Annotated in this window: 23 protein-coding genes and 2 pseudogenes; 10 read left to right on the top strand and 15 right to left on the bottom strand. The window is 39.9% G+C overall.

The features are described from left to right. Positions 1 to 118: 118 nt before the first annotated feature. A complete protein-coding gene (locus U5907_03530) occupies positions 119 to 1,174 on the top strand; it encodes a DUF6359 domain-containing protein (GenBank protein ID WRQ33722.1) in 1,056 nt (351 codons plus the stop codon). A 29-nt stretch (positions 1,175 to 1,203) separates the two neighbouring features. After that, the gene (locus U5907_03525; protein ID WRQ33721.1) at positions 1,204 to 1,788 is read left to right on the top strand and encodes an acyltransferase; all 585 of its coding nucleotides are present in this window, start codon (positions 1,204 to 1,206) and stop codon (positions 1,786 to 1,788) included. 19 nt (positions 1,789 to 1,807) lie between these two features. On the opposite strand, the pseudogene trxA reads toward U5907_03525, so the two are convergent. The 3 genes and pseudogenes from trxA to U5907_03510 form a co-directional block, all read right to left on the bottom strand. Continuing rightward, a pseudogene (gene trxA, locus U5907_03520) lies at positions 1,808 to 2,176 on the bottom strand (thioredoxin). A gap of 38 nt (positions 2,177 to 2,214) precedes the next feature. Then, positions 2,215 to 2,478 (bottom strand): heavy metal-associated domain-containing protein, encoded by a 264-nt coding sequence (locus U5907_03515; protein WRQ33720.1) that lies wholly within the window; start codon positions 2,476 to 2,478, stop codon positions 2,215 to 2,217. After that, positions 2,447 to 2,686, bottom strand: a complete 240-nt coding sequence (locus U5907_03510) for a DUF6132 family protein (protein ID WRQ33719.1) — start codon at positions 2,684 to 2,686, stop codon at positions 2,447 to 2,449. Before U5907_03510 ends, U5907_03515 begins: the two co-directional genes overlap by 32 nt. A 190-nt stretch (positions 2,687 to 2,876) precedes the next feature. Between U5907_03510 and U5907_03505 the strand changes: the two genes are divergently transcribed. Further along, complete coding sequence (locus U5907_03505) at positions 2,877 to 3,734, top strand: SDR family oxidoreductase (protein WRQ33718.1); 858 nt, start codon at positions 2,877 to 2,879, stop codon at positions 3,732 to 3,734. A 25-nt stretch (positions 3,735 to 3,759) separates the two neighbouring features. On the opposite strand, the gene U5907_03500 is transcribed toward U5907_03505, so the two are convergent. The 7 genes from U5907_03500 to U5907_03470 form a co-directional block, all read right to left on the bottom strand. Further along, a complete protein-coding gene (locus U5907_03500; protein ID WRQ33717.1) occupies positions 3,760 to 4,455 on the bottom strand; it encodes an aromatic aminobenezylarsenical efflux permease ArsG family transporter in 696 nt (231 codons plus the stop codon). Positions 4,456 to 4,476: 21 nt separating this feature from the next. Then, positions 4,477 to 4,905: a nitrophenyl compound nitroreductase subunit ArsF family protein gene (locus U5907_03495; protein ID WRQ33716.1), complete on the bottom strand. Its 429-nt coding sequence runs from the start codon at positions 4,903 to 4,905 to the stop codon at positions 4,477 to 4,479. A 9-nt stretch (positions 4,906 to 4,914) separates the two neighbouring features. After that, a complete protein-coding gene (gene arsB / locus U5907_03490) occupies positions 4,915 to 5,958 on the bottom strand; it encodes an ACR3 family arsenite efflux transporter (GenBank protein WRQ33715.1) in 1,044 nt (347 codons plus the stop codon). Next, positions 5,955 to 6,377, bottom strand: a complete 423-nt coding sequence (locus U5907_03485; GenBank protein ID WRQ33714.1) for an arsenate reductase ArsC — start codon at positions 6,375 to 6,377, stop codon at positions 5,955 to 5,957. The genes arsB and U5907_03485 overlap by 4 nt, the downstream gene beginning before the upstream one ends. Positions 6,378 to 6,469: 92 nt before the next feature. After that, positions 6,470 to 6,784 (bottom strand): metalloregulator ArsR/SmtB family transcription factor, encoded by a 315-nt coding sequence (locus tag U5907_03480; protein ID WRQ33713.1) that lies wholly within the window; start codon positions 6,782 to 6,784, stop codon positions 6,470 to 6,472. 31 nt (positions 6,785 to 6,815) lie between these two features. Beyond that, positions 6,816 to 7,586: a LytTR family DNA-binding domain-containing protein gene (locus tag U5907_03475; protein ID WRQ33712.1), complete on the bottom strand. Its 771-nt coding sequence runs from the start codon at positions 7,584 to 7,586 to the stop codon at positions 6,816 to 6,818. 12 nt (positions 7,587 to 7,598) lie between these two features. Further along, positions 7,599 to 8,348 (bottom strand): LiaF domain-containing protein, encoded by a 750-nt coding sequence (locus tag U5907_03470; GenBank protein WRQ33711.1) that lies wholly within the window; start codon positions 8,346 to 8,348, stop codon positions 7,599 to 7,601. 293 nt (positions 8,349 to 8,641) lie between these two features. On the opposite strand from U5907_03470, the gene U5907_03465 reads away from it, so the two are divergent. From U5907_03465 to U5907_03440, 6 genes are all read left to right on the top strand, one after another. Next, complete coding sequence (locus U5907_03465; protein WRQ33710.1) at positions 8,642 to 8,875, top strand: thioredoxin family protein; 234 nt, start codon at positions 8,642 to 8,644, stop codon at positions 8,873 to 8,875. Positions 8,876 to 8,879: 4 nt separating this feature from the next. Continuing rightward, positions 8,880 to 10,223, top strand: coding sequence for a permease (locus U5907_03460; protein WRQ33709.1), 1,344 nt, complete (start codon positions 8,880 to 8,882; stop codon positions 10,221 to 10,223). 48 nt (positions 10,224 to 10,271) lie between these two features. Further along, the gene (locus U5907_03455) at positions 10,272 to 11,138 is read left to right on the top strand and encodes a pirin family protein (GenBank protein ID WRQ33708.1); all 867 of its coding nucleotides are present in this window, start codon (positions 10,272 to 10,274) and stop codon (positions 11,136 to 11,138) included. 432 nt (positions 11,139 to 11,570) lie between these two features. Beyond that, positions 11,571 to 13,490: a tetracycline resistance ribosomal protection protein Tet(36) gene (tet(36), locus tag U5907_03450; protein ID WRQ33707.1), complete on the top strand. Its 1,920-nt coding sequence runs from the start codon at positions 11,571 to 11,573 to the stop codon at positions 13,488 to 13,490. Positions 13,491 to 13,570: 80 nt separating this feature from the next. Beyond that, positions 13,571 to 13,930, top strand: coding sequence for a helix-turn-helix domain-containing protein (locus U5907_03445; GenBank protein WRQ33706.1), 360 nt, complete (start codon positions 13,571 to 13,573; stop codon positions 13,928 to 13,930). Positions 13,931 to 14,054: 124 nt separating this feature from the next. Further along, positions 14,055 to 14,225 (top strand): hypothetical protein, encoded by a 171-nt coding sequence (locus U5907_03440; protein WRQ33705.1) that lies wholly within the window; start codon positions 14,055 to 14,057, stop codon positions 14,223 to 14,225. 139 nt (positions 14,226 to 14,364) lie between these two features. Here the strand turns inward: U5907_03440 and U5907_03435 are convergent, their stop codons facing one another. From U5907_03435 to U5907_03415, 5 genes and pseudogenes are all read right to left on the bottom strand, one after another. Next, positions 14,365 to 14,727 carry a hypothetical protein gene (locus U5907_03435; GenBank protein WRQ33704.1) on the bottom strand — a complete coding sequence of 121 codons (363 nt, stop codon included), beginning with the start codon at positions 14,725 to 14,727 and terminating at the stop codon, positions 14,365 to 14,367. Between the two features lie 167 nt (positions 14,728 to 14,894). After that, a pseudogene (locus U5907_03430) lies at positions 14,895 to 15,101 on the bottom strand (DUF3873 family protein). A 14-nt stretch (positions 15,102 to 15,115) separates the two neighbouring features. Then, positions 15,116 to 15,595: a hypothetical protein gene (locus tag U5907_03425; GenBank protein ID WRQ33703.1), complete on the bottom strand. Its 480-nt coding sequence runs from the start codon at positions 15,593 to 15,595 to the stop codon at positions 15,116 to 15,118. Positions 15,596 to 15,615: 20 nt separating this feature from the next. Continuing rightward, on the bottom strand, positions 15,616 to 16,209 hold the full coding sequence (locus U5907_03420) for a hypothetical protein (protein ID WRQ33702.1): 594 nt from the start codon (positions 16,207 to 16,209) through the stop codon (positions 15,616 to 15,618). A 43-nt stretch (positions 16,210 to 16,252) separates the two neighbouring features. After that, complete coding sequence (locus U5907_03415) at positions 16,253 to 17,245, bottom strand: fusion protein (protein WRQ33701.1); 993 nt, start codon at positions 17,243 to 17,245, stop codon at positions 16,253 to 16,255. Between the two features lie 38 nt (positions 17,246 to 17,283). On the opposite strand from U5907_03415, the gene U5907_03410 reads away from it, so the two are divergent. Then, positions 17,284 to 17,460, top strand: coding sequence for a hypothetical protein (locus tag U5907_03410; protein ID WRQ33700.1), 177 nt, complete (start codon positions 17,284 to 17,286; stop codon positions 17,458 to 17,460). The last annotated feature ends 96 nt before the right edge of the window (positions 17,461 to 17,556 follow it).

Raw genomic sequence — 17,556 nt, 5'->3', positions numbered from 1 at the left:
AAAATTCTAAATCGTAATTTTAAAATTGAATATTTTTTAAAGTTTGTATCAATTTACACTCTTTTGCTTGCGAAGTGTTATATTTTTGGGATGAAAACCAATTAAAATAGAGTGAGATATGAAGAGAGTGATCTTTTTGGTTGCTATCCTGGCAGCAGGCTGTCAGGGGCTAACATTAACAGATGGGGGAGAGGCTACTCTCCGCCTGCGCATCACGAGTGAGGATGTGCTGACTAAAGCGTCTTTAAGACCCTTGCCGGACACAAATTTGATGCGCCTTATTGTCCGGAGCTCCTACGATGACACCTTATATAATGGACTCTACGGTGCCAGACCTGAAGAGATGAAACTTGAGGCTGGAGAGTACTTTGTTGAGGTCTTTTCCCACAAGCACAAAGCTCCTGCCTTTGACTCTCCTTGCTGGGCAGATGCCCGCCAGGTAACCCTTACTTCAGGCACTACAAAATCTCTGAACCTTCAAATCCGCCAGGTAAATGCAGGTATAAGTCTGGGATTTTCTTCTGAATTTATGTCAAAGTATAGTGCTTATACCCCTGAACTTTACACTGCGGAGGGGGCGTCGCTCTATAACTATGGAGAGGAGCGGTTTCTTTATGTTAATCCGGGTAAGTTTTATGTACGGCTAAAGCCTTCCCTCAGCACCGCAACACCAGTTCCACTATTCTCAAAGAGTGTATCGGCAAAGGAGATGCTCACAATCAACCTGAAGCTCGCTGCCGGAGACTCCTCTTTCCTTGGCAGAGGGATTACAATTGACACAACATACGCATTTAAGCTCGACACCCTTTTGATTGATGGTAATGACGGGAGCTCCAGGGCAAAAGCAATTTCATTGTCCAGGCTTAGTGAGTTTGAGGGGATGAAGGTCTGGGTTAAGGGATATATTGTTGGAGGGGATGTCTCTGCCGATTCTGTAAAATATGTTTCTCCCTTTACTAAGGCCAGCCATATGGCTATAGCTGAGGAGCCCGGCGAGAGACTAAGGGCTAAATGCTTTGGAGTTAGTCTTCCCTCCGGTAAAATTCAGGATCAGTTCTCGCTTGTTGCATTTCCCGAACATTTAAGTAGAAGAGTTTGGGTCAAGGGAACAGTTGTATCCTCTTATCTGGGAGGTCCGGGAATAAATCCTGTAACCGAGGCAATTTTGGAATAATTGTCTAAATTAGGGGAAAAATTACCCTTATGGAAAATGCAGAGATTAAATATTTTGCGCATGAATCGGCTATTATTGACGCAGGCTGTGAGATAGGTGAGGGAACAAAGATCTGGCACTTTTCTCACATTATGGAGGGTTGCAAGATAGGTAAGAACTGCAATCTTGGGCAAAATGTGGTGATCTCTCCCGGAGTGATTCTGGGAAATGGAGTGAAAATCCAGAATAATGTATCAGTTTACACAGGAGTGATCTGCGAAGACGAAGTCTTTTTAGGCCCCTCCTGTGTCTTTACTAATGTTGTCAATCCAAGAAGTGGCGTCAACAGAAGGCATGAATACACACACACCAGGGTTGGCCGGGGAGCAACTATTGGCGCAAATGCCACTGTTGTCTGTGGTCATGACATTGGTGAGTATGCATTCATTGGTGCGGGCGCGGTTGTGACAAAGAGTGTTAAACCATACGCCCTGGTTGTTGGAAATCCAAGTATTCAGATTGGCTGGATGAGCCGAATGGGCCATCGCCTGCAGTTTGATACATCCGGCAGGGCCCGCTGCCCTGAGAGCGGCGAGCACTATCTGCTGGAGCACAACCATGTGAAACTTATTTGAATATACCTGTTTATAGCTCTTACTTACCTCCCAGAAGAACCTTGTCAATTGCATCCTTGAAGCTTGCTTTTGGCAGTGCTCCCTGGGCCATTTGAGGGGCTTCATTCATTGGGCAGAAGAGAAGGGTAGGGATGCTTCTGATTCCAAATGCTCCTGCAAGGTCTTGCTCTGCCTCTGTATCTACTTTGTAGATATAGATTTTGTCTGAGTACTCTTTTGCGAGTTCGTCAAGTATTGGGGCTACCATTTTGCATGGACCACACCAGTCTGCATAGAAGTCAATTATACAAGGTTTGTCTCCAAGATATTTCCATTCTGTTGGATTTGCTTCGTAGTTTGCTACTTTTTTCAGGAACTCCTCTTTTGTTAAATGTATTGTTTTCATATTGTTAATTTTTTATAAATTTTATTTGTTTTCTAATTATTTTATTCTTGAAATAATCCATCGTAGTCTCTCTCGTTATAGTTGTTTTTCAGGTATTTCTCCTCTTCCAGTGGATTGTATCCGCTTTCACGAAGCTTTGCAAAAAGCTCAGGGAAATTGACTTCGTCAGTATGGTCAATTGTTACTTCATTTTTATAGTTATCTACATTTACTGCGTAAACTCCGTTGATTGATGCAATCTCCCTGTTTATTGAGTTGTTGAATACGCAGCAGTTAGCTCTCTCTACTCTGATTATTGTTCTCATCTCTCTTTTTGTCTCTTTTGAACATACTTCCGATAAGGCCTCCCAGAAGGATTCCGTAAAGGGTGCTATTTAGCGGTGATGATGTAATGGGACAGGTTCCGCTGTTGCAGCCGATGAAGTACCAGTAAAGGTATCCGCCCAAGGCGCCAAGTGCAGCTCCTGCTATTATAATCCATTGCTTTTTAATATATTGTAAAGCTTTGTCCATTTTCTCTTTTTTTTATCCCTTATAATTATGCTGCAAAGTTAAATATATTTTCTAATAAAACAATTTTCCAATGGAAAATAAAATGGGGTGGACTTTTAATTTATTGCCTATATTTGCCGTCGGTTTAACCATACTTGCAAATAAACATTTATTCCTATATGGTGTTTTATGTAAGTGTAAATATTAAATTATGTCGTACAATTTATTGAAAGGAAAGAGAGGGCTTATATTTGGTGCCCTTAATGAGAGCTCCATAGCATGGAAGACAGCAGAGAGAGTGTATGAAGAGGGGGGGAGATTTGTGCTTACAAACACACCGGCTTCCATGAAGATGGGTACAATTGATCAATTGGCAGAAAAATGCGAATCTATAGTTATTCCTGCAGATGCTACAAATGTTGAAGATCTGGAAAATCTGATTATTAAAGGAATGGAGTTTCTTGGAGGTAAATTTGATTTTGTTCTTCACTCAATTGGGATGTCACCAAATGTGAGAAAGGGCAGAACTTATGATGATCTTAACTATCACTACCTCCACCAGACACTCGATATCTCAGCAATATCTTTTCACAAGGTGCTTCAGAGCTGCAGAAAGGTTGACGCTATAAATGACTGGGGATCTGTTGTTGCTCTCTCATATGTTGCTGCGCAGCGCACTCTTTATGGTTATAATGATATGGCCGATGCAAAGGCTCTTCTGGAGTCAATTGCAAGAAGTTTTGGATATATTTATGGTCGTGAGAAGAATATAAGAATCAACACAGTTTCTCAATCACCAACTATGACTACCGCTGGTGGTGGTATTATGGGCTTTGACAAACTTTATGATTTTGCCGAGAGGATGTCGCCTCTTGGAAACGCCTCTGCTGAGGAGTGTGCCGACTATGTAATTACACTTTTCTCTGACCTGACCAAAAAGGTGACTATGCAGAATCTCTACCACGATGGTGGTTACTCAAGCATGGGTATGAGTCTGGCAGCTATGAGCGTTTACCGTGAGGGTCTGGAGTATTCAGATGTAAGTGAGGATAAGAGTAAGAAAAAATAGAGAGTATCTGGACTTTTTATTTATTCTAAATTATACTGATAATTATGTAGTATAATCCTGTAACAATAAACACAGAGGCTACAACCATCTTGAACCATTTTTCAAAATTCTTGATGCCGTTGTAGAACTTTCCTACACTGTTTACGCTGTAGGCCAGAAGCCAGGAGATGGCAATAACGGGTAATCCGGTTGCGATTGCAAATACAGGAGGTAGAAGAAGCCCTGATGGTGCTGCGATTGTCATAGGGATAAGAACTACAAAATATATTACTCCGCTGTAAGGGCAAAATGCCAGAGCAAAGAGCACTCCAAGCAGAAAGGAGTTTAGAAAGCCTCTTTTTAAATTTTTGCCCTCCAGTATTTTACCAATCCCCGGAAATCCGGGGATTTTTATTATATCCATCATTAGAATTCCAAATATGACAAGTGCTATTCCCAACCAAACACCGCCAATACTCTGAAGCGCCTGTGCAATCTTAAATTTACTTGCTCCAAAATAGAATAGCATTCCAAGAGATGTATATGTAAACATCCTCCCAAGTGTATACATTACACCGTTAAGTAAAACTGCTCTTTTGTTTGTTATATCTCTGCTCAGCCAGGCTGTTGCTGTGATATTGGTTGCAAGAGGGCAGGGGCTCATTGCTGTAATTAATCCCAGGATAAATGCTGTAATTACAGGTATTTGTGAATTGTCAGCAAGGTTTTGCAGGAATTCCATAACTTTTGAATAAACTATTAGCTATTGCAGTGAAGTAATTGTTTTAACTATTTCAGCTTTGAGTAATTCCGGATTTTTTATGGCATTTGCAAATGCGAAATCTGTCAGATCAACTCTATTTTCTCCTTTTGAGATAATCAGAGAGCTCCAGGATATCTGGAATTTTGAGGTGATTTCACTAAAATTTGGATCATCTGTGTTAATCTCTGAAAAAACAATACTATCATTATTTAATGATAGGCTGTCAAGTGTCTCTTTTGCAATATTCCCAACAGCAATACAAGTTTTGCACCTTTGGGTGCCGTGAAAATACAGAACATTGACTACATTTTCACTTGCATCAATTGTAAATTGACTGCTCTGTGATCCATTATTGTTTTCTGAAGAGTTTCTGTTTACGCAGGAAAGGGCAAGAAAAAGAGTGAAAGCGAATAGAAGAAGTTTTCTCATAATTGTAAATTATATTGTTTTGAATTTATCTCGGGTTTTGTTTGCATATTTAACAAGGGTAAGCATAACAGGCACCTCTACCAGAACACCAACCACTGTAGCGAGTGTAGCTCCTGAATTGAGTCCAAAGAGAACTATTGCAACCGCGACTGATAATTCAAAAAAGTTGCTGGCTCCAATAAGAGAGGCTGGTGCTGCAATATCGTGTGGTAACCGCCATTTCTCCGCCCATTTGTATGCTAAGAAGAAAATTAGAAATGTCTGTATTATAAGTGGAATGGCAATCAACAGAATGTTAAACGGATTCCTGAGTATTGTCTCTCCCTGAAAAGAGAAAATAATTATAAGAGTAAGAAGTAGCCCTGAGATTGTTGTGCTTTTGAATCTGGGTACAAATCTCTCTTCAAAATATTTTACTCCCTTGCTCTTTGTTACAGCTCTTCTGGTTATTACAGCAAGAGAGAGAGGGATAACAACAAATAAAATTACAGATATTATTAGTGTGTTCCATGGAATAGTTATACCGCTTATCCCCAGCAGAAGTGTTACAATTGGAATAAAAGCAACAAGAATAATTAAATCATTTATTGCAACCTGAACAAGTGTATAGGCGGGATTACCTTTAGTCAGATGGCTCCAGACAAACACCATTGCAGTGCATGGTGCGGCTCCCAATAGTACCGCCCCTGCCAGGTATTCGTTAGCAATGTCAAATGGTATGATCCGTTTAAAAATAATATGAAAAAAGAGCCATGCAATTCCAAACATTGTAAATGGCTTTATCAGCCAGTTTACTATAAGTGTAATTGATAGCCCTTTTGGCATTTTTACAGCATTTACTACACTTGAAAAGTCAATCTTAAGCATCATTGGAAAGATCATAATCCAAATTAGGATTGCAATTGGTATTGAAACATTTGCATACTCAAGTTTGCCAAGAAATTCAGGTATTTGGGGAAGCAGCTTCCCAACAGCAATTCCTGCAATTATGCAGAGAGCAACCCATAAAGATAAATATCTGTCAAAGAATGATATTCCCTCTTTAATATTCATTTTGCAATGTTTTCTGTGTAAAAGTTATGGAACTGCTCTTTAATCAGATCTCTTATTCTGTAGTATTCGCTCATTACATATTCAGGTGCGCCTGTTTTGTGTGAAGGATCCTCAAACCCGATATGGAGCCTCTTTTTTACTTTACCCAGAAATGCGGGACAGGTCTCATTGGCATCATCACATACGGTTATTACATAATCCCACTCCTCTCCAATATATTTGTCAACCAGCTGAGGTGTGTGGCTGTATATGTCAATTCCCAGCTCCTTCATTACTTTGGCCGCAGTCTGGTTGACTTGTTTTGCCGGTTGAGTCCCGGCAGATTTTACATAAAGATTTTGGTCAAATGACTGCAGAAATCCGTGAGCCATCTGGCTGCGGCAACTATTTCCAGTGCATAATATTAATATCTTTTTCATATGAATTCCGATTGGTTATTCGCAAAAATACGAAATATTAGTAATTCGCAAATAGACGAACATTAATATTAAAAAAAACTTAACATTTATCTCTAACAAACAAAACCGTCGTTTTTCAGATCATGTAAAAATTGGGAAAACATCCCTCTTGCCTCATCCCAGTTTTCTCTGTTTATGCAGTATTTAATGGTGGGTGGTGTAATTGTTCCCTGAATAAGACCTGCCTCTTTTAACTCCTTTAAATGTTGGGAAAGAGTGCTTTTTGCAACAGGAATCACCTCTGACATATCACCATGATAGCAGCAGGCCTGGCTTGAGAGGAGCTCTAAAATTGCTATCCTTACGGGGTGAGCGAGTGCCTTTGCATATCTGGCTATCTGCTTCTGCTTAGTTGTGAAATCTTTCATTATTCTGATATATATATATTGTTCAATTTTTTTACAAGGAGAGCCTCTGTTTAAGAAGTTTATACCCCGGGGCACTGGCCCTCAGTGTATCTCCGCTGCTTAGATGAATGGTATAGCTCTCCTTTCCGTATAGTTCTGTCTTTACAACAATTCTGGTATTGACAATTGAGGAGCGGTGGATTCTGACAAAGTGCTCCGGAAGAGTGGCCTCCAGGTTTTTCATTGTCTCCTCCTTTACAAACTTTCCCTCATCAGTATATAACATCGCGTAGTCGCCATATGCCTGTATATAGTGTATATTATCGGCCCGAATGATGTGAATCCTGTTACCCTCCTTTACTGAGATATTCTCCTGAGTATTTCTCTTTGCCTCACGAGGTTGCTGGGGGGAGCCCTCTTCTTCACCCATCTCTTCAAACTCTCTCGTTTTGTAGTAGAGTGTTACCGATATCCATCCAATTATGCCGAGCGATACAGCAATGGGTAGTACCTCGTAAAACCATTGAGCTCCTTCTGTGCATAATGCCGATACTGTTATCGCCCCTGCTGCGGATGAGGCCAGCTGAACAAGAGCTGCCACAGCTGCTTTTGCTCCCGGAGCCTTGAGATACTGTTGTACATACCACCAGTAATATGCAGATCCGGAGAAAATTGCCGTGTATGATACCGATGAGAGTATTGCGCAAAGAGTGGTTTCCGGCTTTCCGTATCTGATGAAGAGTACAGAGAGCAGAGCTGCTCCCGTGATTGCGAAAGCAGCCCCTTTAACAGTCTCTCTTCTTGTCTCGGCAAAAGGGTGCATATAAATAATTCTCTATCCTTTAACCTCTACTCCTCCAAAAGATACATTACCTCTTAGAATAAGTCTCTTCCCGTCTCCGGGAGCCTCAGAGGCTCTGAAGCGTTTGTCGTCCGTGCCACCCAGGAAATTTTTTATCTGAGATGTAACAGTCCATCCGTAAGGTACAAAAATTTCAACTCCTCCAAAATTGCAGTCTATATCAATGAATGTATCTGCCTCCTCCAGGGTTGTTCTTCTCAAATCCAGAATTGTTGCTCCAAAGTTATTTCTTATTCTGGCTCCTTTAAAAACAGGATCAACAACAATGTGGTTAACTGATCCGAAAGATACCTCTGAATCAACATATCCTTTATCTGATTTATAGGTTACATCATTCGCAAAATTGTGACCTCTGAATCCTGTTCTCAGGGGAGAATCAGGTCTTAGAAAACGGATAACCAGAATAACTCCAACAGCAATAAGCAGTAGTGGCCACCATGTTGCTGCCCAGTACATTCCTGCTCCGGTAAGTCTCGGCACAATAAAAAACAGACCTACTCCTATAAGTATAGCTCCTCCTGTGTTATTTCTTTTTGAAAGGGCTACTGCTCCAAGGAATATAAGTAACATCTGCCAGGAGATTACGACTCTCAGGATTCCGTGATTAATAAATCCAAGATTTCTCCCCAAGAAGAGAACTCCTAAAATAATAATTGCTGCTGCAGCTATTATGGCACCGTGTCCATCTCTGCGGGGGCTGCCTCCGTTGTTTATTACATGCATCTTTTTCTGTTTTTAAAAAGTTTTTGCAAAAGTGGAGCGATAGTAAGGAAAAAAATAGAACTTCCCGACGAATCCGGTAAATATTTCGGTGAATCCTCTATTTAGCCGGTGTAAAAAGGTATCTCTCCGTTCCTGTGAGTTTGCCGTTTTGTAAGAAAATGTGTTTTGAGACATTAACGGAACGGCAAATAAAATAGTCAATATTGATAGAAAAGTTTTCATTTGACAAATTTAAAAAAATTATGGAGTATTAAATTAGTTCGTATATTTGCGAACAATAAATGCTAAAAAATATGGAAATTAAGATTCTGGGCACAGGTTGTGCTAAATGTAAAACAGCTCAGGCTGTAGTTGAGAAGGTGGTTGCTGAGAGTGGTCTAAATGCAACGATTACCAAGGTAGAGGATATAGTGGAGATAATGAAGTATAATGTAATGTTTACTCCTGCGATTGTGGTGGATGAGATTGTAAAGATTAAAGGCAGGATTCCTTCAGAGAAAGAGGTTAAACAGATTCTTGGTTTATAAGGTTATGGAGAAAAATAAGGAGTTTAAAATCCTTTTATGGATTGTGGTTGTATTTGCAGCTATCTTCTTTATGCCTGTAGGCAATGAGACTTTTTTGACTGCGATACTTGCAACTCTTGACCTTGCAAAATGGTACGCTCAGGAGCATGTAATACTTTGTCTCCTTCCTGCATTTTTTATTGCTGGTGTTATATCAATTTTTGTAAGTCAGGGGGCTGTTTTAAAATACTTTGGTGCGAATGCAAAAAAATGGGTGGCCTATACAATTGCCAGTGTCTCCGGGGCAATTCTGGCGGTCTGCTCCTGTACAATTCTGCCTCTTTTTTCAAGTATATATAAAAGAGGTGCAGGCTTAGGCCCTGCAGTGGCTTTTCTCTATTCGGGTCCGGCCATAAGCATACTTTCGATAATACTTACAGCCAGAATTCTTGGTTTTGAGATGGGTGTAGCGAGAACAATCGGAGCTGTTAGTTTCTCTGTTATTATTGGATTAGCGATGGCATTTATTTTCAGGAAGGAGGAGAGGGCAAAGCGAGAGGAGCAGATGAACTTTCCCGATATCCCTGAAAAAAGAGCGATGAGCCAAACTGCCTTCCATTTTTTCACGCTGGTTGCTATACTTGTCTTTGCTAACTGGGGAAGACCAGCTGCTGATGATACATCAAGTGCCTGGTACTATATATTTACATATAAATGGTATATCACCGGGGGATTCGCCCTTATGCTCTGTTACTCTTTGATTAAAATACTTAAAATTAAATGGCAGTGGGTTTTAGTGGCAGCTGTTGCAACCATAGCATCTGTTTTTGCAACAAATGCCGCAATTAGCAACCCGGTTTTCAGACCTCTTATCCCTATGGTTGTGGGTATTATATCGCTTAGTGTTATCACTCTCTTTGATAAAGGGGATGATGATAATCGTGAGTGGACACTCTCTGCTTGGAGTTTTGCAAAACAGATAATTCCCCTTCTTGCGATAGGTGTTGTAACAGCTGGTTTCCTTCTGGGCTCTACGCACGGAAGCACATCAATAGCAGGTGTTGTTCCAAATGAATGGATCGAATGGGCTGTCGGTGGAAATTCCTTACTTTCAAATCTATTTGCAAGTGTTGTTGGTGCCTTTATGTATTTCGCGACATTAACTGAGGTTCCAATTATCCAGGGCTTACTTGCTTCCGGAATGGGAAAGGGGCCCGCTCTGGCTCTGTTGCTTGCCGGTCCATCTCTCTCTCTTCCCAATATGCTTGTTATAAGAGAGGTAATGGGAACAAAGAAGACCGTGATTTTTGTTCTGCTTGTTATGGCAATGGCTACAGTTTCAGGTATGATCTATGGCTGGCTCTTTTAATTTTTTACATTTATTTGTTATATTGTAGGAAATTTAATCCTGCTTTATATGAATAGAAGAGAGGTAGCGCAAATAGTACGCGGGCAAAATGCTGTTGATGGTGCGGGTGTTCATCTGAGAAGAGTTCTCGGCTTAAGAAATGTAAAGGATTTTGACCCTTTCTTAATGCTTGACGGCTTTGATTCGCAAAACCCTGATGATTACATTAAGGGTTTCCCGTGGCATCCTCACAGGGGCATTGAAACAATAACATATCTTATTAACGGGAAAATTGAGCACGGAGATAGTCTTGGTAACAGTGGGGCAATCCGTGACCTTGAGTGCCAGTGGATGACAGCCGGCTCAGGTATTATCCATCAGGAGATGCCCATTGCATCTGAGAGAATGCTTGGTTGTCAGATTTGGCTTAATCTTCCGGCAATGGATAAAATGACTTATCCCTCTTATGGTGACATTACTCAAGATCAGGTAGCTCTGGTTAAAGAGGAGGGGGCAGAAATTAGGATTATCGCAGGCAGTTATGGGGCGGATAAAGGGGCGTTTAGTTCTAAATATGTGGATGTTACCTATCTTGATGTTAAGCTGTCACCAGATAGTATCTGGCGTTACAATGAGGCTTCAAACGAAAGGACGCTTTTTATTTACCTTTTAGATGGGACTATTGCTGCAGATAATAATCTCTCCGAGTTTGAAAACAAGGCTTGCGCAATCCTATTCAGACCATCTGAGGCAGATTCCGGTTTAAAGGAGGAGGTTGTTTTAAAGGCAGGCAGAGACGGGGCCAGGATTGTACTTCTTACCGGTAAGCCTCTTGGAGAGCCTGTTGCCTGGGGAGGTCCGGTTGTTATGAATACTAAAGAGGAACTTCAGCATGCATTTGATGAACTTGATTCCGGTACTTTCATTAAACATTAACTTTTGCTATAAAAAAAAGAGACCAAATCCGGAAATTAATCCCTGATTTGGTCTCTTCTTTTTATAACTTGCTGAATTTCAGTAAGTTTTGCGGTATGGACGGGAAAGCCACCTAAACGACCTAACAAGCTGTACTTTAAGTGATTATTTTATTAATTTCCCTTAGGGGGTACAGTTTAGGTAAAGAAGATTTTGCTTTCCTTTAGCCACTATATTCTTGCGGTCAGGAATAGGTATGAACGGATTTTCTAAGATAACGATTTAGGATAGTTGATTTTAAAATTTATTTTCTACCTTTGTCACACTATGCGGCAGTAAATAATATAATTAGAAATACGAATTCAAGTTCTTGTGGTACATTCTACCATCAAGGATGTATTTTTTATGTGATGCATTTCTACAAAGCATCCGCTATATTATTTACAAAATCAAATGAAAACTATAAATATAGGTATTCTTGCACATATTGATGCAGGAAAAACCTCCATTACTGAGAACTTGCTATTTGCTAGTGGAGCAACTGAGGTACGTGGAAGTGTGGACAAAGGTAATACCACAACCGATTCGATGGATATTGAAAAACGAAGAGGTATCACCGTTAGAGCTTCTACAACGTCTATTCAATGGAACGATACAAAGATTAATATTATCGACACTCCTGGACACATGGACTTTCTAGCAGAAGTGGAACGCACTTTTAGAATGCTAGATGGTGCTATTCTTGTGGTGTCTGCTAAAGAGGGTATTCAAGCTCAAACGAGATTGTTGTTCAATGTCTTGCAACAACTAGAAATTCCAGCCATTCTATTTATCAACAAAATAGATAGAGAGGGAGTAAATCTAAATCAGCTTTATTTCGAAATACAAAATAGCCTTTCAAAAGATATTCTTCTTATGCAATCCGTTGATGGCAAGATTTTAACTTCTAGCTGTACAATACACAACATATCAGAAAAGGACAGAGAAACAATTTTGGAGAAAGATGATTCTTTGCTTGAAAAATACTTAAGCGATACGCAACTCTCAAATTCAGACTATTGGAGTTCAATGATTCATCTTGTTCAATTCGCTAAACTACATCCTATCTACCATGGCTCAGCAATGTATGGCATTGGTATCGAAGATTTGCTAAACTCAATCACTACTTTTATTGAAACATCTCTACCTCAAGAGAACGATTTATCTGCCTATGTCTATAAAATTGAGCATAATAAGAAGGAACAGAAACGAGCCTATCTAAAGATTATAGGGGGAAGCCTTAGAACAAGAAAATCATACAACCTCAATGGCTCAGATGAGAATCTGAAAATAAGAAGTTTAAAGACCTTTTACGCTGGAAACGAAATAGATGTAGATGAAGTTTCTACAAACGATATTGCAATTTTAGACCATGCCGAAAGTCTGATGGTAGGTGATTATTTAGGAACAATGCCAAGTTTATTTGATAAATTGAATATTCCTAGTCCTGCTCTCAAATCATCTATACATCCTGCCAAAGTAGAGGATAGGAGTAAATTAATTTCTGCTATGAATGTATTATCGGTAGAAGATCCATCTTTAACGTTTGGTATCAATGCTGATAATAATGAGCTAGAAGTTTCTCTTTATGGAGCAACTCAACGGGAAGTTATTTTGACTTTGTTGGAGGAGCGATTTTCGGTAGATGCTTACTTTGAAGAGGTGAAAACGATTTATAAGGAACGTCTGAAAACGAAATCGGAATACACCATTCATATCGAAGTGCCACCTAATCCTTATTGGGCATCTATTGGCTTGATTATAGAACCTTTGCCAATCGGTGCGGGACTTACGATAGAGAGCGATATTTCATTGGGCTACTTGAATCAATCTTTTCAGAATGCAGTATTCGATGGAGTCAAGAAAGCCTGTGAATCGGGTTTGTATGGCTGGGAAGTAACCGACCTTAAAGTCACTTTTTCTCACGGAATCTATTATAGTCCAGTGAGCACACCTGCCGACTTTAGAAGTTTAGCTCCCTATGTTTTTCGATTGGCTTTACAACAAGCTGATGTTGAGTTGTTGGAGCCAATCTTAGATTTTAAATTGCAAATTCCAATAGCTGTGAATGCTAGGGCTATTACAGACATCAACAAGATGCAAGGCGAAATATCTACTATTACTTCAGATGGTGATTGGACTACTATTTTGGGTGAAATTCCTTTAGATACTAGTAAAGAATACTCAGCAGAAGTCAGCTCCTACACTCAAGGCTTGGGCATTTTTGTTACTCGATTTTCGGGCTATCAAATCACCAATAAAAAGGTAAGCAGAAGTGTAGAACTGAATGAAAAAGATAAATTGATGTATATGTTTGAGAAGGAATTAGGATAAGAGAATGATAAGCAAAATAATCAAAGAATGCATTCTCGCACTATTTTTGTATCTTGTTCCTACAAATTAACTATACAATTATGTCTGAAAGAAAAATCCCTATATATCTAGAATGTGGTTATAGCATTGCTATGCAGGTGCTTGGCGGAAAGTGGAAAATTTGCATCATAGAAGCACTTCGAGATAAGCCACTACGCCCAAGTCTGATATTCAAGGAGGTGCCTGATGCAACAGAACGTGTAATAAATCAACAACTTAAAGAATTGTTGGAGTATAAGATTATAGATAGAAAAATTTATGCAGAACAACCACCTCGTACTGAGTATTTTCTGACTGATTTAGGTCGTTCCGCATTTCCTATTCTAGACGCATTGGACCAATGGGGCGAGGAAAATAGAAAGTTCTATGAGGAGTTGTTTAATGCTGAAGATGAAGACTAAATGGACTTTAAATAAAAAACAGTGCTTATATATCCAAAGAATATATAGGCACTATTTCTATCGATAATATAATTTAGCTGAGTTGTTTTGTGGCAGCTATTACAATTTCTCGGATACATACATTGTGAATCAAATAGAAGATTGGGCTAAAAAATATAATGTAACATTAAATGATGGTTGGAAAGTTGAGATTGCTCGTGCAATCCAAAATCGTTTTGAAAAAACGATGGAATCTATACCCACAGACTTAAAAGACAAGTGGATTAAATTATTTGAAACTATAACGACAGAATAGTTTTTTATACAGCATAATTGTCAATCCGAAACCTACCAAAAGTTTCGGATTGTTTATTTAATAGGCTTTTTGTTACTTTTTCTCCCTGTCCGTTTAGTTAGTCATGGAAAAAGTAACGGCGGAAAAATCCGCCGTCTGTTCATGCTATATCAGTTCCAAACATATCATTGAAGAAAGTTACCAGTTCCTTTCGGTGTAAGCTGTCCCAATATAGGGAAGCAGGATGATATGGTTCATGGCGTCCGATTTCATAGGCAATATCTAATTTTGTGAAACGTTTGCCTTCTTCATAACGCATTTTAGTACCGGGCAACCAGTTGTTCCGCCTTTGTTCCTGTCGGATTTCTATTAGTTGAATTAGCATATACGCATAATTTTCGCCAACAGTATGCCCTGATTCCATTTTATAAGGGCTTTCTATGCAGTCTTTACATTGCTTGATAGCAGCATCGAGGTCTGTTACCTTGATGCTGTTTCCTGTGATGTCTTTTATTATTTTCATACTTGTTCTTGTTTTGATTGTGATACATACCATGCGTCCCGATAATTGTCGCCTAACAAGTTAAATGCTCCTGTTAATCCGCTATCCTGTGCATATTTCTTAGCTTCACTAATGGTGTCGAACTCTCCCAGTCGTTGAAAGCCTAAGAATAAAATATACTTATCTTTACTTTTCTCGGCTATCCATTCATTCCGACGGGAACGGCATTCCTCCAAAGTCGGTGCTACTATGCTGAATAGTTCCCCGTCCGTATGTCTATAATCATATTGGTAAAATGCTTGCTTCGGACGGTAGGCAGGGCGGAATGTTGTGTAATTCTCTTGTCCCTGTTCGCAGACGGAACAGCCGTTTTTATTGATTGAATTTGTTTTCATTGCTGTATATTGTTTTAGTTCAAATTGTCTATTATTCTCATTGGGGTATTTTTCGCAAGCCATTCCTTTACGCAATCCATGTTGTATTCAGAAGTAATAATGGCAGTATATTCGTCAATCTGTGTAAATCGGGAACTCTCATAATTATCAATCCATTCTTTCAGATTGACCGTCTGCCAGTTCTCATAATCACGGGTAAACATTCGGTCTATCTCCTTAATGGTCTGCGAAAATGTTACTTTTATTGCCTGATACTGGTCGTCTATGATTTCCAAATGACGGAGCGATCCGAACTCATCATGCACTCTTCCGAATGCCCAACCATATTCATATTCTAAGTTTCCCCATTGATGCGGTTCATCGTAACGGACTTTCACTTCTGCGGTATGTTTCCCGATCTTTATTTCCTCGATCGTTCCTGTTACCATTAAGCCTGTAAAAATACACTTACAACGTTTTCCTATTATGCTCTCGTTTACTTCTGTCGTTTTCATATCTATTGATTTACTTGTTATTAAAAGAATGATAATTCTAACTGTACAGGCTTACGTCCTGTAATCTCGTCAAATAGGGCTTTTGCCTGTTTAAGTACGTTTAGGGCGTATCTGTCGGTCTTACTGCTGTCTTTTTCAAGCCCTGTCAGCATATCGTTTAATGCCGATTTCAGGCAGTCTTTTCGGTTGTCGAATATCTTACCCCACACGCCTAAACCGTAACCCGATCCGCCCGTACTATGGGAATAACTTACTCCGTAACTCCATTTGCCGTTTAAACCCTTGCCCACTGTGATATAATTGGATACCGCCCAACCGTCCCGATGGGGGAACTTTATTTCTTCCCGTTCCAAAAAACAGGGACATTCCAACCAACCATATTGGTTAAATTCTTTCTTTGTAAACCCGAAAAGCAGATGCTTGTCGTAATCTCGCTTATTCATAATCAACTGGCGTGGGCTATCTCCAAAGCTCTCGTATTCTTCAATTACCGCTCTGTAATTACGTCTTAATGCATTCAGATAAACCGCTACCTCATGGCGTTCGGCTCGGCAGTAATTTACTTCCTGTATCCGTTCCAATTTTTCGTATATTGATAATTCTTTGTATTCCATGATTTTTGTTTTGTGGGGCAGGGTTACTGCCCCGTGTTACTACTTAATCCAGTCCGAAATAACAGGCTAACTGCTGTTCCTGTGATTTAGAAAATATCCAACCCGCCAGTTTTTTACCGTTAAAGGTCAGTCGGGCGTTAAACCGTCCGCCCATCGCCCGAAGTTCGTCTTTGATACTCTTGGTATCTCCAAATACCGCTACCGCTTTTGTTGAATATTCCACCAATGTACAGCCGTTTTTTCCTGCTCCTGTTGGGTTGCTTGGGGGTGTTGAATTTGGTTTGCTGATATGTATGTTATCTTCATTCCCTGCGGTATAGGCAAATTCTTCTATTGTATTTTCCCTTTTGTAAATAGGCGTTTTTTCGATGATCCAACCGCTGTACTTACTTTCGCCTAAGTAGTAGCCGTCTCCCATGCTGTACTTTTCCCGATGCTCGTAATCCTCGTTAAATTCGGCTAAATAGGCGGTTTCCTCAAAGTTGGGCGCGTGTTTACGCATTTCGGAAAAGATGTCCCTTTTGTGGGTTGAAAAGCCTAAAATAACGGTACGTTGTACGCTACTTGCGTAATAGTCTGTTTGGCTGTCGCTTTCATTTTGTTTCAATCGAGCCACGATAACCGCCTGAGCGTTTTCGGGAAAAATGGCAATCATGCGTAAACGTCCGATTTTCTTAACTTCCTCTACCCGTACTTTTTCTTTTTCGGCTTCTTCCTGCTCCGCTTTCTTCTTTTGCTGTGCTTCCTGAAGAAGTATTGCCACCTCGAAGCTGTCCATATATTGAGGATTTTCGCTGTCGTAGTAGTAACCGATACCGAATTTTTCTTTCAATGGTCTGATAATGTCGGCTGTCTGATAGTCCTTTGTGCGAAGATTAACCAACTTGTAATGCAGTCCCCAATCATTTTTAACAATGTCGTACACTACATATCTGTCATAACTGTAACCCTCCATTTGGATGATTTCGTTTACTTCAACTACCTGTTTACTTCTGTCTATGCTCTTGTTTGCACCTAATAAAAATACTGTACTCATAACTCTAAATTTTAAGGGATTATAAAAAGGTCAGCAGAATGAAAAGAAAGAGGATTATAGCCCCAAAACCTACCAACACGGAGAGGATAGCCCGAAGTATGGGAAAGAATAAATACAGGCCAACTAAAGCCCAAATAAACCCTGTTCCCCACACGCAGAATCCCAAAACCACCAAAACGATTTTTACAACCAATTTTATGCTAATTGGAAGGTAGATTGTCGGTCGTTGTTTCCTATTTTTTACTATACTTCTCATAATTTCTGACTTTTTTTTTCTGCCGTATCGGAGCCGGTGAGTTGTGATCGAGTTT

This window comes from Bacteroidales bacterium MB20-C3-3, assembly GCA_035609245.1.
GTDB lineage: Bacteria > Bacteroidota > Bacteroidia > Bacteroidales > UBA932 > Bact-08.
Note: the sequence above shows the minus strand (reverse complement) of the source record. Positions and strands in the feature narration are given on the sequence as shown.